This window comes from Mesorhizobium sp. M2A.F.Ca.ET.043.05.1.1 (assembly GCF_003952445.1).
Taxonomy (GTDB): domain Bacteria; phylum Pseudomonadota; class Alphaproteobacteria; order Rhizobiales; family Rhizobiaceae; genus Mesorhizobium.
On record NZ_CP034446.1, the window covers coordinates 1,035,766 to 1,057,296 of the forward strand.

Annotated in this window: 23 protein-coding genes; 11 read left to right on the top strand and 12 right to left on the bottom strand. The window is 64.1% G+C overall.

Features of this window, described 5'->3' with window-relative positions; genetic code table 11:
* Positions 1 to 435, bottom strand: coding sequence for a hypothetical protein (locus EJ069_RS04885; RefSeq protein WP_245456437.1), 435 nt, complete (start codon positions 433 to 435; stop codon positions 1 to 3).
* 19 nt (positions 436 to 454) lie between these two features.
* Entirely contained in the window at positions 455 to 2,671 is a 2,217-nt protein-coding gene (locus EJ069_RS04890) for a TonB-dependent hemoglobin/transferrin/lactoferrin family receptor (protein ID WP_126060329.1), read from the bottom strand.
* Positions 2,672 to 2,872: 201 nt separating this feature from the next.
* On the opposite strand from EJ069_RS04890, the gene hemP reads away from it, so the two are divergent.
* From hemP to EJ069_RS04915, 5 genes are read left to right on the top strand one after another with little or no spacing between them, the layout of a single operon-like run.
* A complete protein-coding gene (gene hemP / locus EJ069_RS04895; RefSeq protein ID WP_042644917.1) occupies positions 2,873 to 3,079 on the top strand; it encodes a hemin uptake protein HemP in 207 nt (68 codons plus the stop codon).
* 49 nt (positions 3,080 to 3,128) lie between these two features.
* Entirely contained in the window at positions 3,129 to 4,190 is a 1,062-nt protein-coding gene (locus EJ069_RS04900; protein ID WP_126060330.1) for a hemin-degrading factor, read from the top strand.
* An 11-nt stretch (positions 4,191 to 4,201) separates the two neighbouring features.
* A complete protein-coding gene (locus EJ069_RS04905; protein ID WP_126060331.1) occupies positions 4,202 to 5,095 on the top strand; it encodes a hemin ABC transporter substrate-binding protein in 894 nt (297 codons plus the stop codon).
* Between the two features lie 6 nt (positions 5,096 to 5,101).
* Positions 5,102 to 6,199, top strand: a complete 1,098-nt coding sequence (locus EJ069_RS04910; protein ID WP_126060332.1) for an iron ABC transporter permease — start codon at positions 5,102 to 5,104, stop codon at positions 6,197 to 6,199.
* A gap of 7 nt (positions 6,200 to 6,206) precedes the next feature.
* Positions 6,207 to 6,995 (top strand): heme ABC transporter ATP-binding protein, encoded by a 789-nt coding sequence (locus EJ069_RS04915; protein WP_126060333.1) that lies wholly within the window; start codon positions 6,207 to 6,209, stop codon positions 6,993 to 6,995.
* Here the strand turns inward: EJ069_RS04915 and rirA are convergent.
* Positions 6,992 to 7,453, bottom strand: a complete 462-nt coding sequence (rirA, locus tag EJ069_RS04920; protein WP_040982432.1) for an iron-responsive transcriptional regulator RirA — start codon at positions 7,451 to 7,453, stop codon at positions 6,992 to 6,994. The two genes, EJ069_RS04915 and rirA, sit on opposite strands and share 4 nt — an antisense overlap.
* 311 nt (positions 7,454 to 7,764) lie before the next feature.
* Here rirA and EJ069_RS04925 point away from each other — a divergent pair, with 311 nt between their 5' ends.
* From EJ069_RS04925 to EJ069_RS04935, 3 genes are all read left to right on the top strand, one after another.
* Positions 7,765 to 9,060 (top strand): DUF445 domain-containing protein, encoded by a 1,296-nt coding sequence (locus tag EJ069_RS04925; RefSeq protein ID WP_126060334.1) that lies wholly within the window; start codon positions 7,765 to 7,767, stop codon positions 9,058 to 9,060.
* A gap of 66 nt (positions 9,061 to 9,126) precedes the next feature.
* On the top strand, positions 9,127 to 9,555 hold the full coding sequence (phaP, locus tag EJ069_RS04930) for a TIGR01841 family phasin (RefSeq protein ID WP_126060335.1): 429 nt from the start codon (positions 9,127 to 9,129) through the stop codon (positions 9,553 to 9,555).
* A 180-nt stretch (positions 9,556 to 9,735) separates the two neighbouring features.
* The gene (locus EJ069_RS04935) at positions 9,736 to 10,233 is read left to right on the top strand and encodes a MaoC family dehydratase (RefSeq protein ID WP_126060336.1); all 498 of its coding nucleotides are present in this window, start codon (positions 9,736 to 9,738) and stop codon (positions 10,231 to 10,233) included.
* Positions 10,234 to 10,383: 150 nt separating this feature from the next.
* Here EJ069_RS04935 and EJ069_RS04940 read toward each other — a convergent pair whose 3' ends face one another.
* From EJ069_RS04940 to EJ069_RS04950, 3 genes are all read right to left on the bottom strand, one after another.
* On the bottom strand, positions 10,384 to 11,220 hold the full coding sequence (locus tag EJ069_RS04940; protein WP_126060337.1) for a DMT family transporter: 837 nt from the start codon (positions 11,218 to 11,220) through the stop codon (positions 10,384 to 10,386).
* Positions 11,217 to 11,798, bottom strand: coding sequence for a TetR/AcrR family transcriptional regulator (locus EJ069_RS04945; protein WP_126060338.1), 582 nt, complete (start codon positions 11,796 to 11,798; stop codon positions 11,217 to 11,219). The genes EJ069_RS04940 and EJ069_RS04945 overlap by 4 nt, the downstream gene beginning before the upstream one ends.
* A gap of 145 nt (positions 11,799 to 11,943) precedes the next feature.
* Positions 11,944 to 13,362 (bottom strand): PLP-dependent aminotransferase family protein, encoded by a 1,419-nt coding sequence (locus tag EJ069_RS04950; protein ID WP_126060339.1) that lies wholly within the window; start codon positions 13,360 to 13,362, stop codon positions 11,944 to 11,946.
* 102 nt (positions 13,363 to 13,464) lie between these two features.
* Here EJ069_RS04950 and EJ069_RS04955 point away from each other — a divergent pair, with 102 nt between their 5' ends.
* Positions 13,465 to 14,328: a DMT family transporter gene (locus EJ069_RS04955; RefSeq protein WP_126060340.1), complete on the top strand. Its 864-nt coding sequence runs from the start codon at positions 13,465 to 13,467 to the stop codon at positions 14,326 to 14,328.
* A 66-nt stretch (positions 14,329 to 14,394) separates the two neighbouring features.
* Here EJ069_RS04955 and EJ069_RS04960 read toward each other — a convergent pair whose 3' ends face one another.
* From EJ069_RS04960 to EJ069_RS04975, 4 genes are read right to left on the bottom strand one after another with little or no spacing between them, the layout of a single operon-like run.
* Positions 14,395 to 15,435 carry a zinc-dependent alcohol dehydrogenase family protein gene (locus tag EJ069_RS04960; RefSeq protein WP_126060341.1) on the bottom strand — a complete coding sequence of 347 codons (1,041 nt, stop codon included), beginning with the start codon at positions 15,433 to 15,435 and terminating at the stop codon, positions 14,395 to 14,397.
* A 56-nt stretch (positions 15,436 to 15,491) separates the two neighbouring features.
* Entirely contained in the window at positions 15,492 to 15,971 is a 480-nt protein-coding gene (locus EJ069_RS04965; protein ID WP_126060342.1) for a DUF4262 domain-containing protein, read from the bottom strand.
* Positions 15,961 to 16,611: a maleylacetoacetate isomerase gene (gene maiA, locus EJ069_RS04970; protein WP_126060343.1), complete on the bottom strand. Its 651-nt coding sequence runs from the start codon at positions 16,609 to 16,611 to the stop codon at positions 15,961 to 15,963. Before maiA ends, EJ069_RS04965 begins: the two co-directional genes overlap by 11 nt.
* The gene (locus tag EJ069_RS04975; RefSeq protein ID WP_126060344.1) at positions 16,608 to 17,306 is read right to left on the bottom strand and encodes a fumarylacetoacetate hydrolase family protein; all 699 of its coding nucleotides are present in this window, start codon (positions 17,304 to 17,306) and stop codon (positions 16,608 to 16,610) included. The genes maiA and EJ069_RS04975 overlap by 4 nt, the downstream gene beginning before the upstream one ends.
* 219 nt (positions 17,307 to 17,525) lie before the next feature.
* Between EJ069_RS04975 and EJ069_RS04980 the strand changes: the two genes are divergently transcribed.
* On the top strand, positions 17,526 to 18,209 hold the full coding sequence (locus EJ069_RS04980) for a response regulator transcription factor (RefSeq protein ID WP_126060345.1): 684 nt from the start codon (positions 17,526 to 17,528) through the stop codon (positions 18,207 to 18,209).
* Positions 18,210 to 18,218: 9 nt separating this feature from the next.
* On the opposite strand, the gene EJ069_RS04985 is transcribed toward EJ069_RS04980, so the two are convergent.
* Together EJ069_RS04985 and EJ069_RS04990 are read right to left on the bottom strand one after the other, a co-directional pair.
* Complete coding sequence (locus EJ069_RS04985; protein WP_126064629.1) at positions 18,219 to 19,556, bottom strand: hybrid sensor histidine kinase/response regulator; 1,338 nt, start codon at positions 19,554 to 19,556, stop codon at positions 18,219 to 18,221.
* Positions 19,557 to 19,561: 5 nt separating this feature from the next.
* Positions 19,562 to 20,746: an FIST N-terminal domain-containing protein gene (locus EJ069_RS04990; RefSeq protein WP_126060346.1), complete on the bottom strand. Its 1,185-nt coding sequence runs from the start codon at positions 20,744 to 20,746 to the stop codon at positions 19,562 to 19,564.
* 257 nt (positions 20,747 to 21,003) lie between these two features.
* Between EJ069_RS04990 and EJ069_RS04995 the strand changes: the two genes are divergently transcribed.
* Positions 21,004 to 21,504 carry a (2Fe-2S)-binding protein gene (locus EJ069_RS04995; RefSeq protein ID WP_042644892.1) on the top strand — a complete coding sequence of 167 codons (501 nt, stop codon included), beginning with the start codon at positions 21,004 to 21,006 and terminating at the stop codon, positions 21,502 to 21,504.
* The last annotated feature ends 27 nt before the right edge of the window (positions 21,505 to 21,531 follow it).

A 21,531-nucleotide genomic window follows, 5' to 3' on the forward strand; every position in this document is an offset into this window, starting at 1 on the left:
TCAGACCCCGAAAGCGATGGCGGTCCTGGTCGATGTCTTCAAGGCGCGCATGCAGGCCGCGGGTTCGACGCCGGCGCATTCGGTCGCGCTGTTGATCAGCACGCGGCTGAGCTTGCCGCAGTCGGCGCCGGCAAGGTCGAAGCGGGTGACCTTGGTCTTGCCGGCCGGCAGGTCCTTGAAATCAAGCACGGTGAGGCGGTCGACGACGCCCGCCTCGTTGAACAGCGCGATCTCGAAAGCCGCCTTGGACAGGTCGGCGCCGAGCGCGTTGTTGACAACGAAAGTCAGCCGGCAGCCTTTTTCCGAAGGCTGCGCGGTATTGAGCTCGAGGCTGAGAGCCGGAGCTGAGGCAGCGGCCGGCGCGGACTGGGCCCACGCCGGCACCATCGCAAGCGACATCGCGAACGTCGAGGTCAGCAGACGAAAGGATGTCATCAAGCGTTTCATGTCTCGCTCAGCCTCCAAAGCGCATGGTTGCCGCGAGCTTCAGCGTAACGCCGGGTTCGTAGAGGACGGCGGTCGTGCTTCCGTTGAGCGGGTTGGTGTATTTGACGTCGAACAGATTGTCGGCGCGGAAGTCGAGCTTGAGATTGTCCGTCGCCTGGTAGCTGGCGAAGGCGTTGACCAGCGTATAATCCTTGGCCACCGGATTGCCCTTGGGCTTGCCGTTATACTGCACTTCGCCGCCGACGGTCAGCTTGTCCTCAAGGAAGCGCAAGCCGAGCTGGGCGGTGACCTGCGAGGAGGGGATGGTGGCAAGGTCGGCGCGCCCGCCCTCATAAGAGATGGTGTGGCCGTTGATGATGGAGGCCGACAGGCCGGCATAGCCCCAGCCGGCGTCGTAGACGCTTTCCAGCTCGAAGCCGTTGATCTTGGCCTTGGCGAAGTTCTGGTACTGGAAGCAGATCGGAATGCCCGGGCCGAACGGGCAGCCGCTGGTCGGATCGAAGGGCGAGAGCGTCACGCCGTCGATGTAGTCGTCGACATTGTTGTTGAAATAGGCGGCCTTGAGTCGCAGCGCGTCGCCGCCCTCGATGATGTCGTTCTGCTTGTAATTGATGCCGAACTCGACGGTCTTGCCGGTCTCGGGCTTGAGGTTCGGGTTGGGCAAGAACGGGAAGCTGACGCCGGCCGGATGGTTGCCGCTGATCAACGTCTCGGTCAGCGAGGGCGAGCGGTAACCTTCCGCATAGGTGCCGTAGAACTGCAGGCCTGCCAGGCCGGCGCTTTCGAAGGGCGAGACGCCGACCGTGATGCGCGGCGACACCCGGTCGCCGGAGGTCTCGTTCGTATCGTCCTTCAGGCTGTAGTTGTCGTAGCGCAGGCCGCCAATGATCTCGAGCCATTCCCAGGTCAGCTTGTCCTGGATGTAGGCACCGGAGACGTTGCGCTTGCCCGACGGCGTATAAAAACTGTCGCCGCCGGCGCTGCCGCCGGTATCGACATCGTCGCCAACCCAGTCGCCGCCATAGGTCAGCTCATGCGCGACGCCCGCCGTCTCGAAGCGCGAGGTGTTCCAGATGTCGATGCCGGTCGTGCCGACATCGAAGGTCGACAGTGAGCCGGGCGGCAGCACCACGGGCAGGCCGGTGGTCGGATCGAAGCGGTTCTGCGCGGTCAGCGTCGTCAGGTCGAGAACTGTCTTGTTGTAGGAAGCGTTGATGTGGAGGTCGAGCCAGCTCTTGGCATCGTCGGTGATGTTGTAGCGGGCGGTAAAGGTATTCGACTTGAGGTCGACGTCGTTGGCGGGCACGCCGCCGCTGGTCTCGGTCCAGCCGTCCTTGGAGCCGACCCAGCCAAGCTTCAACTCGCTGTTTTCGGTCGGGCGTATGGTGGTCTTGAGCAGGCCGCTCAGCACGTCGAAACCGGTGCCGGCAACGGTGTCGCCGCCGCCGTTCTTGTAGTCGCCATAGTCGCGATAGACGATGTTGCCGAGAACGTCCCAGTTGTCGTTGATCTTGTAGGCGCCGGTGGCGCTGGTGGTCCAGCCCTTGCCGTTGCTCTCATAGCGTCCGGTCAGCGAGCCGGCCCAGGTCTCTTCCGGCTTGAGGAAATCGGCGGCGTCCTTGGTGTCGAAGAAGACGACGCCGCCGATGGCGCCGGAGCCGTAGGTGTTGGCGACCGGGCCACGGATGACGTCGACCGACTTGATGAGCTCAGGATCGACATAGAAGGTCGACTGCGTGCCGTGGTCCGAGCGCTGGAAATCCTGCCTGGCGCCATCAACGATCACCGCGACGCGGCCGAAATCCTGCAGGCCGCGGATGTTGATGCTCGAAGAGACGCGGCGCGCGTCGGCCTGCACGGCGACGCCGGGCACGCCGAGCAGCATCTCGTTCGGCGTCGTCGCCATGCGGCGGTCGAGCTGCTCCTGATCGACATGGCTGGCTGAAGCCAGCGATTGGATCGCCGTCTCGCCGGTGCGGCTGATGACGAGGATCTTGTCGAGCAAGGTTCCTTCGGCGGCGGCCTTCTCGTCAGCCTTCTTTTTTTGATCGGCCTGCTGGCTGGTCGCCGACTGCGTGGCCTGTTGCGCTTTTGCCGCCGATACGCTGAGCGCGATCGCCGCCGCTCCGGCCATCAAGATGGCAATGCCGTTCGCTATCGATCGGAAGCTCGGACCCGCGTTCTCGCCCCCCAGGCCCGTTCGTCCCCAAGTCACCAACCCCATGCCCCAACTCCAGATTTTCAGGCTCGTAGCTGGCTGGCCAATGGCTCGCTCGCATTTTTGATCACGTCCGGCGTCTTAAATGTTGACTCATTTAGTCCGGTAATGCACTGACTAGTAAACATGATTATTCGAGTCAAGAATTGAATCGGCATATTATGAGGCTGCGGCCACGGTGGCCGTCAGAGGAAAGGGACCGACCCGATGAACACGCACAATCCCAACGATTTCCGCTATCGCGTCCGCCGCCCGGAAGAGACGCAGATGCGTTACGAACGGGTGCCGCTGGCGGTGAGAACGCTGTCCAGCAACACACTGTTCCAGGGCGAGCATGAGATCGGCATCGAGCATCACGGCGCACTCTACCGCCTGAAGATCACCCGCCAGGGCAAGCTGATCCTCAACAAGTGACCGCCGTCGGCGGGCGATAGACGAACATCAGGCAATACAGGTGGACGACATGGACCAGCGCGTTAAGCCGTCGCCGGAGGAAATCCGGCGGGCGCGGGAAGAAAATCCGAAAATGCGGGAGCGCGATCTCTCGGCGCAATTGGGCATTTCGGAAGCGGAACTGGTCGCGGCGCATTGCGGCATCGGCGCGGTGCGAGTCGAGCCGCGCGTCAACGACCTTCTGACCGGCCTCGAGGCGGTCGGCGAGGTGATGGCGCTGACCCGCAACGAAAGCGCCGTGCATGAAAAGATCGGCATCTACGACAAGGTCGTCACCGGCAACCACAACGCCATGGTGCTTGGCGAAAACATCGACCTGCGAATCTTCCCGAAGGTCTGGGCGCATGGCTTTGCCGTCGAGAAGCGCGACGGCGACGAAATCCGCCGCAGCCTGCAGTTCTTCGACGCAGCGGGCGAGGCGGTGCACAAGGTGCATCTGAAGCCAGCATCCAGCCTCTATGCCTACCAGAAGCTGGTGGCGAGCCTCGAATCATCGAACCAGGAACCGACCGTCGCGATCTTCCCAAGCGCCGCGGAAGCGGGAGGTGAGGGCCAGGCTTCGGTTGCCTTGATCGACGATCTGCGCGACCGCTGGAGCCGGCTCACCGACGTGCATCAGTTCTTCGGTATGCTGAAGACGTTGAAGCTCAGCCGCCGCGAGGCGGTGCGCATGGTGGGGCAGGACTATGCCTGGCTGCTCGACAATGATGCGGTGAGCGCCATGTTCCATCACGCCGCTGCAGGCGGGATGCCCATCATGTGCTTCGTGGGCAATCGCGGCTGCATCCAGATCCATTCCGGCCCGATCAAGTCGGTCAAGCCGATGGGACCATGGATCAATGTGCTCGACGAGACCTTCCACCTGCATCTGAGGACCGATCACATCCACGAGGTCTGGGCGCTGCGCAAGCCGACCAAGGACGGCCACGTCACCTCGCTGGAGGCCTATGATGCCAATGGCAGCATGATCATCCAGTTCTTCGGCAAGCGTCATGAAGGTGAAGGCGAGCGGGAAGACTGGCGTTTCCTGGCCGAGAACCTGCCCCGCATCCCAAGCCCCACCGCTGCATAAGGTAGCACCCAATGCGCTTTGTTCTCAGTTTCCGCGCGGCGCTTGCGCCGATGCTCGGTGTCCTCCTTGCCGTCGCCATCCAACCAGCCAAGGCGGAAGAAAGCACGGTTGTCTTTTCCGACTCCTCGCGCATCGCCTCCATAGGCGGATCGATCACCGAGATCGTCTACGCGCTCGGCGAGGAGGGCCGTCTCGTCGCCCGCGACTCGACCAGCACCTATCCCGAGGCGGCGGCGAAGCTGCCGGATGTCGGTTACATGCGGGCGCTGTCGCCCGAGGGTGTCCTGTCGGTCAGTCCGACCGGAATCCTGGCGCTGCAGGGCAGCGGCCCGAAGGAAGCGGTCGACGTGCTGAAGAAGTCGAGCGTGCCTTTCATCGAGGTGCCGGACCACTTCAACCATGAGGGCATCCTCGAAAAGATCCGAATCGTCGGCAAGGCGCTGGGGGTTGAAGCCAAAGCCGAGAAGCTGGCTATCGATACCGATGCGAAGCTGACGGCGGCCGAAAAGCAGACGGCCTCGATCAAGGAGCGCAAGCGCGTGCTGTTCGTGCTGTCGACGCAAGGCGGCAAGATCCTTGCCGCCGGCAGCGACACCGCGGCCGACGGCATCATCAGGCTGGCCGGTGCGGTCAACGCTGTCGAGGGCTTTTCCGGTTACAAGGGGATGACGGATGAGGCGATCGTCAGCGCCAAGCCGGATGTCATCCTGACGATGAAGGGCGGCGGTCCGCCGATCTCGGAAGACGAGCTGTTCGCCAATCCTGCCGTCGCTTCGACGCCGGCTGGTACGAACCGCAAGATGGTCAGCATGTGGGGCGGCTATCTGCTCGGCTTCGGCCCGCGCACGGCGGAGGCGATCCACGATCTGGCCGTCTCGCTCTATGGCAACCAGGTCACGGACTGAGCGGCGATGGCCGAACAGTCCATAGCTGGTGTGGGCAGGGTGATGGCGGCCGAGGGCGATCGCTCGACGCGGGCAAGGTTCGTCATCGCGCTCTTGTGCCTGGCGCTGACCCTTTCGGTAGCCCTGTCGCTGACGTCGGGCGCTTCGGATGCGTCCGCCCTTCGCGTCATTCGTGACTGGTTCACCGGAGCCGTGCCGCCGGATGCGGCGCTTGCCGCGCGCGACCAGCTGATCGTCTATGACATTCGCATGCCGCGCGTGCTGCTCGGGGTGCTGATCGGCGCCGCGCTCGCCGTCTGCGGCGCGGTGATGCAGGGACTGTTCCGCAATCCGCTTGCCGATCCCGGTTTGATCGGCGTTTCCGCCGGCTCCAGCCTCGGCGCTGTGGCGATCATCGTACTCGGCACCACATGGCTTGCGCCCTTCACGCTCGCATTCGGCACGCTTGCGCTCCCGCTCGCGGCGTTTTTCGGCGGGCTCGCGGTGACGTTGCTGCTTTATGCCATCGCTACGCGCCAGGGACGGACCTCGGTCGCCACGATGCTGCTTGCCGGCATCGCCATCAGCGCCCTTGCCATGGCGCTGACAGGCGTCCTGATCTTCATGGCCGACGACCGGCAACTGCGCGACCTGACCTTCTGGCAGCTCGGCTCGCTTGCCGGCGCGACATGGCCGAAGATCGGCACCGTCGGGCCGGTGATCATCCTGGCGCTGGCCGCGATGCCATTCCTGTCGCGCGGCCTCAACGCGCTGGCGCTGGGCGAGGCGATCGCGGGGCATCTCGGCATCCCGGTGCAGCGGTTGAAATACATAGCGATAGTCGGAGTGTCTGCGGCGGTCGGCGCTTCGGTCGCGGTCAGCGGCGGCATCGGTTTCATCGGCATCGTCGTGCCGCATGTCCTGCGGTTGGCGATCGGACCGGACAACCGCTATTTGCTGCCGGCCTCGGCCCTGCTCGGCGCATCGCTGCTGCTTATCGCCGACGCGGTCGCCCGCACCGTTGTCGCGCCGGCCGAGCTGCCGATCGGGATCGTCACGGCGGTCGCCGGCGCGCCGTTCTTCCTGTGGATACTGCTGCGCAAGCGCGGCGTCATTGATCTGTGAGCCTGCCATGATCGAAGCGCGCGACATCTCGGTGGCGATCGGCGGCAGGCGTATCGTCTCGCATGTCGACTTCGCGGCGCAGCCCGGTGCGGTCTCGGCCATCGTCGGACCGAACGGATCCGGCAAGACGACTTTGCTCAAGGCGCTGACCGGCGAGTTCGCCTATACCGGCACCGTCACCCTCAACGGCCGCGACCTGTCGGCCATGAAGCCGGTCGAGGCGGCAACGCTGCGCGCCGTGCTGCCGCAGGCCACGGCGCTGTCCTTCCCGTTCACCGTGCGCGAGATCGTGCGCCTCGGCCTGATCGGTGGGCGCTCGGGCGTGCTGCCTGGCGAGGATGCACGGCTCCCCGAGCGGGCGCTGGCGCGTGTCGACCTTGATGGCTTTGCCGGCCGCTTCTACCAGGAGCTTTCCGGCGGCGAGCAGCAGCGCGTGCAGCTTGCCCGCGTGCTCTGCCAGGTCTGGGCGCCGGTGCTGGAGGGGCGGCCGCGCTATCTCTTCCTCGACGAGCCGGTCTCCAGCCTCGACGTCAAGCACCAGCTCATCATCATGAACATCGCCCGCGATTTCGCACGGCGCGGCGGCGGCGTGGTGGCGATCCTGCACGACCTCAATCTGACGGCGATGTATGCCGACCGGATTTTCTTGCTCTCTCGTGGCCAGCTGGCGGCCGCCGGTGCACCGGCGGATGTGCTGAACGATGAACTGATCGAAAAGGTGTTCGACTGCAGGCTGAAGGTCGGCGCGCTGCCCGAAGGAAGCATGCCGTTCGTGTTGCCGCAGTCCGCCGCCTAGGCTGCAGGGGCGCGCTGCTCCAGCAGGTCGATGCCCAGCAGGTGGCGCACATTCGGGCGCGCGGCGATCAGATCGGCGATCGTGTAGCGGGAAAGCACGGCGAAGAAGGCGTTGAGCGCCTCGCGCAGCGCCGAATTCAGGGCGCAGCTGTCGACCAGCGGGCATTCGGCGGCGTCGTTCTCGAAGCACTCCGCCATGGCGAAGCTCTCTTCGGTGACGCGCACGACATCGAACAGGCTGATCTGCTCGGCCGGACGGCCGAGCCTGACACCGCCATTCCTGCCGCGCACGGTTTCGACGAGGCCGGCCTCGACCAGCGGCTGCAGGATCTTGAACAGGAAGAGTTCCGACACCGAATAGGCGGCGGCGATCTCGGGGATGCGGCTCAACCTGTCGGTATTTGCGGCGCAATACATCAGGATGCGCATCGCATAATTGGTCTGGCGCGTGAGCCGCATGGTAACCTCGCGAAATATTAGCTTAAGCCGAATATGGCCCATAGTTTGGAACAATTCCAGACTGGACTGGCACATAGCTGAATAATCGTGTCAACTTTTTGTGCGGGCCGGCGCCGATGGCGGCCCGATTTGCCCTCCTGTGCTTCGGGCGAGCGTTGCGGGCGCAGGCATAAAGCGCGTCGCGCTGAAGCGGATTCAGGCGACGCGCGTTAAGTCTTTGTTTTTATGCATGTCGTTTTCCCAAAACCGCTGCGCACTTTTGGGCGACATGCACTAGATAGAGGCGGGTGCAAACAGGAAACGGCCTTTTCATGTCTCAATCAGCTCCGGCTCTCGCGCCGGTTCGATTCGACGCCGACGCGCAGGCAAAGCTCTCGGCGCTGCGGCGGACCAAATTCATCGCCGCGGCCGCGCTTGCGCTGTGCATCCTCGTCTTCGCGCTGGCGAAGTCCTTCCAGGCTGCCTATCCGTGGCTCGGCTTCGTCGCTGCCTTCGCGGAGGCGGCGACCATAGGCGGCATCGCCGACTGGTATGCCGTGGTGGCGCTGTTCCGGCGGCCGCTCGGGCTGCCGATCCCACACACCGCCATCATTCCGGAGAACCAGCATCGCATCGCTGACAATCTCGGCCGCTTCATCGAGGCCAATTTCCTGGCGCCGGAGCCGGTGCGTGAAAAGCTTGCCGAGGTCGACTTCGCCGCCCTGGTCGCCGACTGGCTGGCCGATGCCGAGCGTGCCGCCGGCCTGTCCCGATTCGTCGCGCGGCTGGTGCCGCAGACGCTGACGGCGGTGGAGCAATCCGGGCTGCGCGACTTCGTCACCAGCCGCATGCTGGAGCAGATCGAAAAGGTGCCGCTGGCGCCGCTCGCGGCGGATCTTTTGTCGGCGCTGACCGACGACCGCCGCCATCAAAAACTGTTCGATGAATTCACGCGGGTGGTCGGACGTTTCCTCAACGACGAGCAGGCGCTGGCGACGATGCGCGAGAAAATCCGCGAGGAATTGCCGTCGCTGTTCAACCTGTTTCGCGCCGATGCCTATCTTTTGAAGAAGATCGTCGCTTCGGCGGGTTCACTGCTGGATGAGGTCAGGGCCGATCCCGACCACCCGATGCGCGCCGAATTCGACCGCTTCGCGCTGGGCTTCATCGAGCGGCTCAGGACCTCGAAGCAATATGCAAGGCGCGCCGAGAAGCTGAAGCGTGATTTTCTCGGCCGCCCGGAGGTGAGGGCGCTGGCTGGCGATGCATGGGCGAGCCTGCGCCTGTTCATCGAGCAGGATGTCAATGCGCCGAGTTCGACGATACGCGAGCACCTGGCGAACATGTTCGTCGAGGCCGGCAAGCATCTGGCCGCGGATGCACAGATCAGGGCCGACATGAACCAGGGCTTCGTCGTGGCGCTGGCCTCGTTTGTCGAGAGCCAGAAAAGCGGCGTGTCGACATTCATCGCCGACCAGGTCAAGCGCTGGGACCTGGCGCAGCTGACTCGGCTGATCGAGACGAATATCGGCAAGGATCTGCAATATATCCGCTTCAACGGCATGATCATCGGTGGGCTGGCCGGCCTGGCGCTCTATACGGCGGAGCGGCTGTTTCTGGTCAATTGACGCGGGCCTAACTGGCACTATTCTCCTTCTGGCACGCCGCAAGGGCAGCAAAACGGGAGGCAGGGCATGGCAAAACAACCGGAATCCGACTCGTTCCTCGACATGTTCAGCAGGTTCGGCCGCGACCTGAAAATGCCGAATGTCGATGTCCAGGCGATTCTCGATCATCATCGCAAGAACCTCGAAGCCCTGGAAAAGTCGGCGCGGGCAGGCGCGGCCGGCGCCTCCTCGGTGCTGGCGAGGCAGCATGAGATGGTGCAGAATGCCATCAACGAGGTCACGCGGATGGCGCAGAACTACCAGGCGCCGGGCAACCCGCAGGACCTGATGAGCAAACAGGCTGAATTTGCCCGCAAGTCGTTCGAGACGACGCTGAAGAACGCCAGCGAAGTGGCTGACCTTGTACGGAAATCCAGCATCGAATCGGTCGAGATCCTGCGCGACCGGATCAGGGACGCGATGGCGGAAATCCGCGCCGGCTACGAAAAGAAATAGGCTGTCCGGCGGGTTTCGAGCCCATCATAGACCGACATGCGATGCAACCGGCGCAGGCGCTCGAGCGTTCTGGCCTGCCCTAAAAGCATCAACTCTACCGGCGAAAATTGCGAAGCGGCGAATTGACAGAGGCCGCCGCTTCATGGTCGGGAGACAGGCAAGAGTGACGGGAAAGCCGGAATGACCGAACCACGGCGGAGAACGCCGCCGACTTTTGAACAGTTGCGCACAATGTCCGGGCAGGAGCTCGGCGTGTCCGATTGGACGACGGTCGACCAGCGGCGCATCGACCAGTTCGCCGAGTGCACGGGCGACCACCAGTGGATCCATGTCGATCCCGCGCGGGCAAAGCGGCAGAGCCCGTTCCGCACCACGATCGCGCATGGCTATCTGACCTTGTCGATCATCGGCGCGCTGGCGCTGGAGATGGGCATCGTGCCGGAAAACACGCAAGCCGCCTTCAACTACGGCTTCGATAAGGTGCGCTTCCTGGCGCCGGTCAAGGCCGGGGCGCGCATCAGGCTGCGCACGACGCTGCTGTCCATGGAGGACCGCGGCCCCGGCCAGTATCTGATGAAGGCTGCCAACACCGTCGAGATCGAAGGCGAGCAGAAGCCGGCGCTGACTGCCGAGACGCTGGTGATGATGTATGAGCGCCGCAAACGGGCAGGCGCTTAGAGGCCGTTTCGAAATTCGCTCCGGCGGCCATCTGGCGGCATTTTCTGCGCTTCCAGTGCTCACGGACGCAGAGTCCGCTCCGCTCCGGTTCTCGAAACCGCCACTATATGACTCGCCAGAGCGAATTTCGAAACAGCCTCTCGGCCATAGTCATCCATGATAGCCAAGGCATATCGCGCCTAGCGCGACAACGCCGCAGGCCGCAATGCGCTTCGGCGTCAGCGTCTCGCCCAGGAAAAGCCGTCCGATCAGCACCGCGAAAACCACGCTCGTCTCGCGGATGGCCGTGATCGGACCGGCCGGCCCGAGCGCGAAGGCCGCAACCACGGCGCCGTAGGCAATCAGGGCGAAAATCCCGCCGCCAAGCGCCTTCAGCGCGTCCGGCGAACGAAGATCCACCGTGAGCTTGCCGCGGCAGATGATGAAGGTGGCCGGCAGCAGCACGCCGTAGATCAACAGCACCCAGGCCGTGTAGGCGCCCGAGCTTCCCGCCGAGCGGACACCGATGGAATCGACCGTCGCATAGGCCGCGATGATCACGCCGGTCGCCAGGGCATAGAGGATTGATTTGGTCGCCGCGCGCCCTTTGCCAAGGGAAAGGCTCATGATGCCGAGCGCGGCGAGGACGACGCCAAGGGTCTGAAGCGTGCTCAGGCGCTCGCCGGCCAGAACGAAACCACCAACCGTCACCAGGAGCGGCACAGAGCCGCGAACGATCGGGTAGACCTGTCCCAATTCACCGTAGCGATAGGCCGCCACGAGAAAGAAGCTGTAGCCGACCTGAAGGCAGGCCGAGAGAACGATATAGGGCCAGGCCGATGACACCGGAAGGGGATGAAAGATCGCCAGCGGAACGGCGGCGATCGTTGCCGAGAAGCTCATGACCGTGACGGTCCACAGCCTGTCGCTGCCGGTTCGCAGGAAGGCATTCCAACTGGCGTGCAGGATCGCAGCGAACAGTGCCAGGCCAATGACCGTCGTGCTCATTGCAGTTTCTCGTGCGAAGCGAGGATGGCCATTGCCGCCTTGCGGGCGTCGCGAATGGCGGAGTCTGGCTGCCCCATCCGGGCCATCAGCGTCGCGCCTTCGATCAGCATCAGCAGGGCAGCGGAAACGCTATCGGCTTCGTCGGTGGGCATCATCTCTTCGAGGATCAGCCGCATCCGGTGCTTGAGGCCGTTCTTCTGCCTGGCGGCGGCCTGAAACACTGGGTGCGCCGGATCGCCGAACTCGGCCAGGGCATGCGCGAACAGACAGCCGTGGAAGTCGGCGCTGTGGAACCAGCGACCGTACCAGTCGAAGATCATGCCGATTTTCCGTTCCGGCGTGGCCGCCTGTTCGGCGAGACGATCGAGTTGACGCTCGAAGCGCTCCGCACGGTAGGCAAGGACCTCGACCATCAAATCGTGCTTGCTGGGAAAGTGCCGGTACATGGTCATCTTGGCCACGTCGGCTTCGGCGATGATGCGGTCGATGCCGGTGGCGTGGAACCCCACGCGCTTGAACAGGCCATAGGCGGTTTCAACGATGTGCTGGCGCTTGTCGGTTCTGGCCGGTTCAGTCATGATAGCAGCAGTAGTGAGACAGGTCTGTCTATTTATGCTTGCGCCACGAGGCCTGTCAATTACCAGTTGACCGGAGGCGGGAGGCAAGCGCGACCGGCATCCGGCTTTGAGCCCCGCAAGATCGCTTGGGCAACCGATGTCGCGCCTACGCGGCTTTGCGGCGGGATGCGGCCATCGCTTTGTCCAGCGCCCTGAAAATGCGCTGATCTTCGCATTGCGCTACGTTGAAGCGCATGAAGCGGCCGGCGGTGTGCGACAGGCTGAAGGCATTGCCTGGCGCCAGCACGACATTGTCCGACAGCGCATGGCGCGCCACTTCCGCCGCGTCGATGCCGTCGGGCAGGCGGCACCAGAGGAACATGCCGGCCGGCTGGTCGATCCAGGGCGTGATGCCCATCGCCTTCAGCCTGCCGGCGGTCTCGGCCATGGCGCGCGACAGGCGCGTGCGCAACTGCTCGACATGCTTGCGGTAGCTGCCGTCCTTCAACAAGGTCAACACCAGGTCGGCCGACAGCCGCGCACCGCCGAATGTCGTGGCGATCTTGAGATCGGTCAGGCCTTCCATCCAATCGGGGGGCGCCGCGATGAAGCCGCAGCGCACCGAGGCCGACAGGGTTTTTGAGAAGGAACCAATCTGGACGACGCGCTGCAACCCATCGAAGGCCGCGAGCCTGGGAGCAGGGCTGTGTTCGAAGTCGGCGAAAATATCGTCCTCGACGATGGTGAGGTCCGCCTGGTCAGCGAGCTTCAGCAACCGATGCGCGGTGACCGGCGACAGGATCGCGCCGGTCGGATTGTGGATGCCGGAATTGGTTATATAGAGGCGCGGCCGATGCTCGGCGAGCGCCGCAGCGAAAAGCTCGATGTCCGGCCCGGAAGGCGTATAGGGCACGCCGACCACCTTGGCTTGGTGGGCGCGCAACAGCGCATGAAAGTTGAAGTAGCAGGGATCGTCGACCAGCACCGCGTCACCCGGTTCGATCAGGAAGCGGCACAAAAGGTCGATGGCCTGGGTGCCGCAGTCGGTCAGCATGATCTGGTCGGGCGAGGCTTCCACGCCATGCTCGGCCATGCGCCGCGCCAGCAATTGGCGCAGCGGCGGCAGGCCAAGCGGGGTGCCGTAATCGGCGAGCACCACGTCGTCCGCGCGGGCCGCGCTGCGCAGCGCACGGCGCAAGGCGACCTGCGGCATCCAGGACGCCGGCAGCCAGCCGCAGCCAGGCTTCAGCATCTCCTCGCCTGCTTCCAGCGATTGCCGCGACACCCAAAGCGGGTCGACCGCGCGGTCAAGCCGAGGGCCGATCTCGGCGAGCGACAATGGCGCAAGCTGGCCGGCGGCGTAGAAACCCGAGCCCGGGCGCGAACGGATCGCGCCTTCCGCGGCGAGGCGCTCATAGGCTTCGACCACGGTCGATTTCGAAACCTGCATGGCTCTGGCCATGGCCCGTATCGACGGCAGGCGGGTTCCGGGCGTCAGCGTGCGCGCCGCGATACGCTGGCGGATCGCCGCCATGACGGTTTCGACGAGGGTGGCACCGCTGGCATTTGGGCCTGATAGGTCCATCTGTACTTCCCTGCCGACCATTACAGTTTTGTGGAATTGTACTCCATTGTCTCTGGCGACACCATGGTCGGCGCCGGTAGGGAAGCGCAAACGGAGCAGATCATGGAAAAGAGTTTCGACGGCTGGCTCAGCGGCTTCATCGGGGTGCTGATCTTCAGCGGATCACTGCCGGCGACGCGGCTGGCGGTGATGGATTTCGACCCGACCTTCCTGACGGCGGCCCGGGCGGCGATCGCTGGTCTTCTGGGGATCGCGATGCTGCTGCTGTTCCGCGAGAAACGTCCGGAGCGAGGAGATCTGGTCTCGCTGGCCGTCGTCGCACTGGGTGTCGTGGTCGGCTTCCCGTTGCTGACGGCGCTGGCGCTGAAACATGTCACCTCGGCGCATTCGATCATCTTTGTCGGCCTTCTGCCGCTGGCGACCGCGGTCTTCGGCGTGCTGCGCGGCGGCGACCGTCCGCGCCGGGCCTTCTGGCTGTTCTCGTGCCTGGGCAGCGCTTTGGTCGCCGGCTTTGCCCTGGCGCAAGGCGTGACCGCCTCGCCGGTCGGCGACAGCCTGATGCTCGGCGCCATCATCGTCTGCGGGCTGGGCTACGCCGAAGGGGCCAAGCTGTCGCGCAAGCTCGGCGGCTGGCAGGTGATCTGCTGGGCGCTGTCGCTGTCGCTGCCGGTCATGCTGGCGTTGAGCTTCGCGACGCTGCCGCCGTCCTTCGAGACCATCGGTTCGAGCGCCTGGATCGGACTTGGCTATGTCTCGCTGTTCAGCATGCTGATCGGCTTCGTGTTCTGGTATCGCGGCCTCGCGCAAGGCGGCATAGCCGCCGTCGGGCAGCTGCAATTGCTGCAGCCCTTCTTCGGCCTGGCGCTGGCGGCGGGCCTGCTGCACGAAAAGGTCAGCCCGATGATGGTGGCCGTCACGCTCGGCGTCGTGGCCTGCGTGTTCGGGGCGAAGAAGTTTGCGCGGTAGACGCCTACTGATTTGCTTTGACGCAATTCCGGACGGAAAACCGTTTCACACTTTTCCTGGAATTGCTCAGAACTTCGTCACGACCCTGATGCCAATGCCCTCAAAGCCGCCCATCGCCATCAGGGCGGCGGGCGCTTCCTCCAAGCTGATCCTTTTGCCGACCAGCAATTCGGGCTTCAGCTTGCCGGTGCGGATCATTTCCATCATCGCGGAATAGCGATAGGCCTGCATGCCGTGGCTGCCGAGGATCTCGAGCTCGAAGGCAATGATCTTGTCCATCGGCACCTGCGGGCGGGCATGCTCGCCCAGCATCAGCCCGACCTGAACGTGGCGGCCGCGCCGGCGCAGGTTCGAGATCGAGTTGAACGAGGTGGTCGGGTGCCCGAGCGCATCCATCGACATATGCGCGCCGCCATTGGTGATCTGCTTGACGGCCTTGACCACGTTCGGCGTCGTCGAGGCGTTGATCGTCGCCACCGCACCGATCTTCTTCGCGAATTCCAGCTTCTCGTCGGTGAGGTCGATGGCAATCACATTGGCGCCCATGGCGCTGGCGATCATGATCGCCGACAGGCCGACGCCGCCGCAGCCATGCACGGCCACCCATTCGCCGGGCGTCACCCGGCCCTGGTCGACGATGGCGCGAAACGAGGTAACGAAGCGGCAGCCGAGACTGGCCGCGGTGGCGTATTCCATCGCGTCGGGCAGGCGCACGAGATTGGTGTCGGCATGCTCGATGCCGACATATTCGGCGAACGAGCCCCAGCCGGTGAAGCCCGGCTGCGTCTGGTGCTCGCAGACCTGATGGTTGCCGGAGGTGCATTCGAAGCAGCGGCCGCAACCGACGGCGAAGGGAACCGTGACACGGTCGCCGGCCTTCCAGCGGGTGACCTGCTTGCCGGCGGCGACGACGACGCCGGCAAGCTCATGTCCGGGAACATGCGGCAAGGTGATGCCGTCGTCATGGCCCATCCAGCCATGCCAGTCGCTGCGGCAAAGCCCGGTCGCCTCCACCTTGATGACGACGCCGTCTTGGGCGGGCTTTGGATCCGGCACGGTCTGAATGGTCGGCGTCTCACCGAATTTTTCGAAGACAACGGCTTTCATAGGATTGCTTCCATATATCTCAGTTCAAATGGCAGGCGGCTGGACGACGATCCGAACTAAGGTGGCAACAGTGGTTGGTCTAGAAGAGGTTGCCGCTTGCGAACCCATTCATCGGCCTCGGCATCCCATGGCCAAACGCCGGAGGTTGTTGGAAAAATTAGCTGCATGATCCGGAAATCCGGCCCGTCGTAGAACCAGATATCCCAACCGAAATATTCGGGATAGTGGTCCGGGTGGACCGCACCGAACTGACAGTCGAAGCCACCTCCCAGGAAACCCGACGCCCGCTCTCCGATGCGGAACCTCTCGCCGCCGCGCACGCGTCTGCAGTACTCATTGATGATGGTCATCGAAAGCTCCGGTTTGAGCCCGATGACGGCCAATTCAGGGACGCCAAAATTGTGCTCTATCCCGACCGAGTATGCGAATGGCGGATTCTCGTCCTCCTCCAGCACATAGAGGATATGACACCCGTACTCGTCGATGTCGGCCAGTGCCTTGGCCTCCTCGGCGTCTTTGGCTTCCCTATTCGGCATCGATCTGGTTCTGCGGCGCTGCCTTCTGGAACGCCGGCAGCGCCATGCAGGCGGCGTTGATGCGCGCGATCACCGGATAGGGCGCCATGTCGACGCCGAAGCGGGCGTTGTTGGTGACCTGGGCGGCGAGGCAGATGTCGGCGAGGCCCGGCGTGTCGCCGTGGCAGAAGGCGCCGGTCTCGGGCGAGGAGGCGAGAATCTTTTCAAGCGGCTGGAAGCCTTCGTTCACCCAATGCCGGAACCAGTTGACGACGTCCTCGTCACCGGCGCCGAACAAAGTGCGCAGCGAGGTCAGCACGCGTAGATTGTTCACGGGGTGGATATCGCAGGCGATCATCTGCGCCAGCATCCGCACGCGGGCGCGTCCCAGCGCATCCTTCGGCAGCAGCGGCGGGTTAGGCTCAATCTCGTCGAGATATTCGATGATCGCCAGCGACTGGGTCAAAAGCCGGCCGTTATCCAGCACCAGCGCCGGCACCAGCCCTTGCGGGTTGACCGCGAGATAGGCGGGCTCGAGATGCTCGCCATGGCGCAGATGATGCGGCACATAGGTGTAGTCCAGCCCCTTCATCGCCAGCGCAATTCGTACCCGGTAGGAGGTGGACGAGCGGTAGTAGTTGTGGAGGACGAGATCGCTCATCGCCTCGGCTGTCCGATGGACACCTCGATCGTGCCGATGCCGTCGACCCCGCCGGTGATCCTGTCTCCGGCCTGAACCGGACCGACGCCGGCCGGCGTGCCGGTGAAGATCAGGTCACCGGGTTTGAGCTCGACCGCCTCGCTGCAGATCGAGACGATGTCGGCGATCGGCCAGATAAGCTCGGCAAGATCGCCGTCCTGTTTTACCGCGCCGTTGACGGCGAGCCAGATGCGGCCTTTCTCCGGATATCCTGATGTCGCGGCCGGAACCAGCGGACCGCAAGGCGCGGACTGGTCGAAGGCCTTCGACCAGTCCCAGGGACGCGCCGCCTTCTTCGCCTGATCCTGCAGGTCGCGACGGGTCAGGTCGACGCCGACGCCATAGCCCCAGACATGGGCGAGCGCATCCGCGCGGGGCACGTGAAGGCCTCCCTTGCCGACCGCGACCACCAGTTCGATCTCGTGATGCAGGTTCGAGGTCAGCGGCGGGTAGGGGATCTCGGCGCCGCTGTCGACAACCGCATCGGCCGGCTTGGTGAAGAAGAAGGGCGGATCGCGCTCGTCATTGCCAAGCTCGCGCGCATGCGCCGCATAGTTGCGGCCGACGCAGAAGATGCGGCGCACGGCAAACCGTTCCGCCGAGCCGGCAATAGCGACCGAGGCGGTTGCTGGCGGCGGAAGGACGAATTCTGGCATGGGCTGTCTCTGTGTTGGCATGAATCATGCGCACCTTCGGCCGATTTCAACGGCCGGGCAAGACTGAGGACGCTCACGCGCACATCGGCCTGTCGTTTCAAAGACAATGCCCTGTACCATTGGGCCCCTGTACCATTGGGCGATATACTATTTGCCAATAATCTGGCCATGGTCACCGGACTATCCTGTACCCGCCGAAACCGAACCGATACCTTTGCAATGAGCTCCGTCAGCGATCGCGCCCGCTTCCTGATCATCGACGATCACCCGCTGTTTCGCGAGGCGCTGCACAGCGCCGTGCAGATGGCCTATCCGGACGTCGACACGGTCGAGGCGCGCTCGATCACGGAGGCGATCGAGCTTCTCGCCGACGCCAAGCCGTTCGATCTCGCGCTGCTCGATTTGAGCATGCCCGACGTGCATGGCTTCGAGGGGCTGTTGCAGCTCAGAACCCGCTACCCGCGGCTGCCGGTGGTGATCGTGTCAGGCTATGAGGAGCCGAAGATCATCTCCGAGGCGCTGTCCTACGGCGCGGCCGGCTTCATCCCGAAATCGGCGAGGAAGAGCGACCTCGCCGCCGCCATACGCTCGGTGATGGAGGGCGCCGTCTATGTGCCGGAAAATTACGAGGGCCAGCCGCCCGACCCCGACAGCACCGACCGCGCGGACATGGTGCAGCGCCTGGCCAGGCTGACGCCGCAGCAGCTGAGGGTGCTGCAGATGCTGCGCCAGGGCATGCTGAACAAGCAAATCGCCTATGAGCTGCAGGTGGGCGAGACCACGGTGAAAGCGCATGTCTCGGAGATTTTGCGCAAGCTCAATGTGTATAGCAGGACGCAGGCAGTGATCGAGGTGTCGAAGCTGGATAATGCGGAGCTGTTTCGGGATCAGGCTGGGTTTTGAGGGGCGGTTCTAAGCCAGCAAATGCGCCAGCAGCGCGCGCAACTGCGCCGGCTTCAGCGGCTTGCGCATCAGCTCGATTCCCGCGGCCCGCGCCGCCTTGGCGACGAGCTCTGACCCATCGGCGGTGACGATCAGCGCCGGCACTGGACGGCCGAGATAGTCGCGCACTTCGGCGATGGTGGCGGTGCCGAGGTCGCCGCCGTCGAGATGCTGGTCGGCGATGATGATGTCGGGCACCCAGTCGGTGTCGCCTAGAAGATCGAGCGCGTCGTCGGTGGAGGTCGCGGCGCGCACCAGGCACTGCCAGCGTTCGAGCAGCGAGGTCATGGCGGAGAGCACGTCGGCGTCGTTCTCGACCAGCAGGACCTTGGTGCCGAAGAGGCCGTAACCGCGCGGACGGTCCATGTCGGCGATGCCCGTCGCCGGTTCGGCGGCCGCCATGCCGATCGGCACGTCGATGTGGAAGATGGTGCCGCGCCCAACCCTCGAGGAAAAGGTGACGGGGTGGCCCAGCGCGGCCGCCATGCGGCGCACAATGGCGAGGCCTAGCCCCAGCCCGCCGGCCAACCCGCCGTCGGCAAGCGTCGAGGTGCCGCGGTGGAACTCCTCGAACACCGCTTCGCGCTGGTCCTCGGCAATGCCGCAGCCGGTGTCGGCGACGTCGATGCGGATGGTGTCGCCGCGATGCCTGGTGCCGACCAGCACGCCGCCGGAGCGGGTGTAGCGCAGAGCGTTGGAGAGGATGTTCTGCAGGATGCGGCGCAGCAGTGTGCGGTCGGAGCGCACCACGACGTTGACCGGCCGGAATTTCAGCGACAGGCCTTTTTTCTCAGCCTCGGGCTGGAAATCCGAGCGCAGCGAGGAAAACAGCGTCTCCAGGCTGACGTCGCCGATTTCGGGCTGCACCACGCCGGCGTCGAGCTTGGAGATGTCGAGCAGCGTGCGTAAGAGGTCTTCCATCGTCTCCAGCGAGCGCTCGACCTGGCGCACCAGCTTCCTGCCTTCCTCGCTGGTCTGGACCTCGGCCAGCGCCGAGACCGACAAATGCGCGGCGTTGAGCGGCTGCAGCACGTCGTGGCTGGCGGCGGCGAGAAACCTGGTCTTGGAGAGATTCGCCAGTTCGGCGTTTTCCTTCGCCGCGCTGAGCTCGATGTTCGATTGCTCGAGCCTGCGCAGCGTCGCGTGCAATTCCTCGGTGCGGTTGCGCACCCGGTTTTCCAGCGAGATGGCGGTCTGGAACAGCGAGAAGGCATTGCCCTGCTGGTCCATGGAGCGCTCGACGCGGCTGACAAGCGCCGCGTTGATCTTCTTCAGCCTGTCGACGTCGTCGATGTCGCGCAGCGGCATGCCGTTCACTCGGCCGCCTGGCGCTCGCCGAAGGCGATGCCGGTGAAGGTCTGGTTGAGATGCATCGAGCGGTACTGCTCGCCATAGGTGCCGAAACCGATCACGTTGTTGGTCCGGTAGAGCTCGGAAATGTCGCGGAAGACCTGGCGGTTGCGCGCATCGAGCCGGCGCAGCACGCAGTCGAAGCCCAGGATCATGTCTATCCCGCCGAGCTTGTGCTCGACATCCTCGAAAGCGGTGCGCGTCGATTCCACCATGTTCTTCGGCTGGGCGATGGAAAGCACGATACCGTCGTCGATGGCGCAGAAGAAGGACAGCGAGCCGTCAGGGAGCATGCGCTGGATCGATCGGCAATAATATTCGCCGCCGACCTTCACCACGACGGGGTGCGAGGCAAAGCTCAGCGGCGTCAGCGTCTGCGGCAGGATGCCGACGGAGGTTGCGTATTCCTCGGCCGCGTTGGCGGCGTTGAATTCGCGCACGATGCGATGGTCGGGGTCGGACGCCGTCACCACCAGCTTCTCGTCGGTCGGGATGAAATTGTCGGTCTTGAAGACGTGGAAAGGAATTTCGGTCGCAACCAGCACGATGACGGCGCTGTCGGAGGCGACCCTGCCATTGGCCATCAGCCTGGTCGTCTCGAATTTGAGGTCGTCGCCGGCCGAGCCGCCGATCAGCGGGACGTCGTCCAGTCCCCAGTGGATGGCCGAGGTCACCGCTTCCTCGGCATAGGACAGCCCGTCGATGAAACAGAGCGCGAAAATCTGCTTCGAGCGGTCGTGGCCGATGCGCTCGCGCAGCAGGCGCCGCAACGCTGCGACCTCGCCGGTGATACTGTCCATGCTGGACGAAGAGAGGTTTTCGACCATGACGGAGACGGTTGAAAATGACGCCGAAGGCAAAAGCAGGGCAAGGATATGCCCTTCCTCCAGTCCCTGGGGCGTGATCTCGCCAGCGGTCGAGCAGCCGGCATAGGCGAGCGAGGGCGCGTATGCTTTCAGCGCCTGCGCCAGCGCCGCCGCGTCGACCAAGCCTTGGGAGAAGAACAGAAGCGCGAAGCCGGCATCGACGATCGCCGCTTCGGCGGCGATGGCCCGGGCAAAGGCATTCGGGTCGGGCTCATCCGTGGTGAGCGCCGATAGGCCCGATGCATAGCGTGTGCTCGAACTGGCCAGCTGCCTTCTCCGCAATTCCTCCGACGCGGTTTATGGGTGTCTTTTCTATGCGTGCCAGGCACGCTCCGCATCGAGGGCATCTTTGCCCTCAATCCCTGATTTGGCAATGGGGCCGGTTGCTGCGCTGCACATAGCTTTTGCCATGATCGAAAGTACAATGGAACCGGCGCTGGCAGCGCTGTTTTGCGCGTTGTACGGTGCGCGAATGGTACTGCCGAAGCACAGCACGGCATCGGCAGGGTGAGGACCAAGGTTAATACCAGGGAGGTTGCATGTCGGACGTGTCCTTGACTGTGAATGGGAAACGGGTCAGCGGGAGCGCCGAAGACCGAACGTTGCTGGTGCATTTCCTGCGGGAGCATCTGGGCCTCACCGGAACGCATGTCGGCTGCGATACGTCGCAATGCGGCGCCTGCGTGGTGCATGTCGACGGCCGGGCGGTGAAATCCTGCACAATGCTGGCCGTTCAGGCCTCAGGCTCGACCATTGTCACCATCGAAGGGCTGGCCGACGGCGCCGAGCTGCATCCGGTCCAGGCCGCGTTCAAGGAGCATCACGGCCTGCAATGCGGCTTCTGCACGCCAGGCATGATCATGACGGCGACCGACATGATCGCGCGCCATCCGGAGGGCCTGGACGAGGCGACGGTGCGCGCCGAGCTCGAAGGCAACATCTGCCGCTGCACGGGCTACCACAACATCGTGAAGGCGATCCTCGCCGCATCGGAGACGATGGCGAAGGGCGCCAAGGGCAAGGCGAAGCAGGCAGCTTAGGGGAATAGGGGAGTAGGGCAGTAAGGG

Coding starts and splice junctions, on each gene's coding strand:
- EJ069_RS04935 (WP_126060336.1), top strand. CDS start 9,736: ATGACCGAACCACGGCGGAGAACGCCGCCGACTTTTGAACAGTTGCGC.
- EJ069_RS04900 (WP_126060330.1), top strand. CDS start 3,129: ATGGACCAGCGCGTTAAGCCGTCGCCGGAGGAAATCCGGCGGGCGCGG.
- EJ069_RS04975 (WP_126060344.1), bottom strand. CDS start 17,306: ATGCCAGAATTCGTCCTTCCGCCGCCAGCAACCGCCTCGGTCGCTATT.
- EJ069_RS04890 (WP_126060329.1), bottom strand. CDS start 2,671: ATGGGGTTGGTGACTTGGGGACGAACGGGCCTGGGGGGCGAGAACGCG.
- EJ069_RS04995 (WP_042644892.1), top strand. CDS start 21,004: ATGTCGGACGTGTCCTTGACTGTGAATGGGAAACGGGTCAGCGGGAGC.
- hemP (WP_042644917.1), top strand. CDS start 2,873: ATGAACACGCACAATCCCAACGATTTCCGCTATCGCGTCCGCCGCCCG.
- EJ069_RS04985 (WP_126064629.1), bottom strand. CDS start 19,556: ATGCCGCTGCGCGACATCGACGACGTCGACAGGCTGAAGAAGATCAAC.
- EJ069_RS04950 (WP_126060339.1), bottom strand. CDS start 13,362: ATGGACCTATCAGGCCCAAATGCCAGCGGTGCCACCCTCGTCGAAACC.
- EJ069_RS04980 (WP_126060345.1), top strand. CDS start 17,526: ATGAGCTCCGTCAGCGATCGCGCCCGCTTCCTGATCATCGACGATCAC.
- EJ069_RS04960 (WP_126060341.1), bottom strand. CDS start 15,435: ATGAAAGCCGTTGTCTTCGAAAAATTCGGTGAGACGCCGACCATTCAG.
- EJ069_RS04965 (WP_126060342.1), bottom strand. CDS start 15,971: ATGCCGAATAGGGAAGCCAAAGACGCCGAGGAGGCCAAGGCACTGGCC.
- maiA (WP_126060343.1), bottom strand. CDS start 16,611: ATGAGCGATCTCGTCCTCCACAACTACTACCGCTCGTCCACCTCCTAC.
- EJ069_RS04955 (WP_126060340.1), top strand. CDS start 13,465: ATGGAAAAGAGTTTCGACGGCTGGCTCAGCGGCTTCATCGGGGTGCTG.
- EJ069_RS04915 (WP_126060333.1), top strand. CDS start 6,207: ATGATCGAAGCGCGCGACATCTCGGTGGCGATCGGCGGCAGGCGTATC.
- EJ069_RS04945 (WP_126060338.1), bottom strand. CDS start 11,798: ATGACTGAACCGGCCAGAACCGACAAGCGCCAGCACATCGTTGAAACC.
- EJ069_RS04940 (WP_126060337.1), bottom strand. CDS start 11,220: ATGAGCACGACGGTCATTGGCCTGGCACTGTTCGCTGCGATCCTGCAC.
- EJ069_RS04885 (WP_245456437.1), bottom strand. CDS start 435: ATGACATCCTTTCGTCTGCTGACCTCGACGTTCGCGATGTCGCTTGCG.
- EJ069_RS04925 (WP_126060334.1), top strand. CDS start 7,765: ATGTCTCAATCAGCTCCGGCTCTCGCGCCGGTTCGATTCGACGCCGAC.
- EJ069_RS04910 (WP_126060332.1), top strand. CDS start 5,102: ATGGCCGAACAGTCCATAGCTGGTGTGGGCAGGGTGATGGCGGCCGAG.
- EJ069_RS04905 (WP_126060331.1), top strand. CDS start 4,202: ATGCGCTTTGTTCTCAGTTTCCGCGCGGCGCTTGCGCCGATGCTCGGT.
- phaP (WP_126060335.1), top strand. CDS start 9,127: ATGGCAAAACAACCGGAATCCGACTCGTTCCTCGACATGTTCAGCAGG.
- rirA (WP_040982432.1), bottom strand. CDS start 7,453: ATGCGGCTCACGCGCCAGACCAATTATGCGATGCGCATCCTGATGTAT.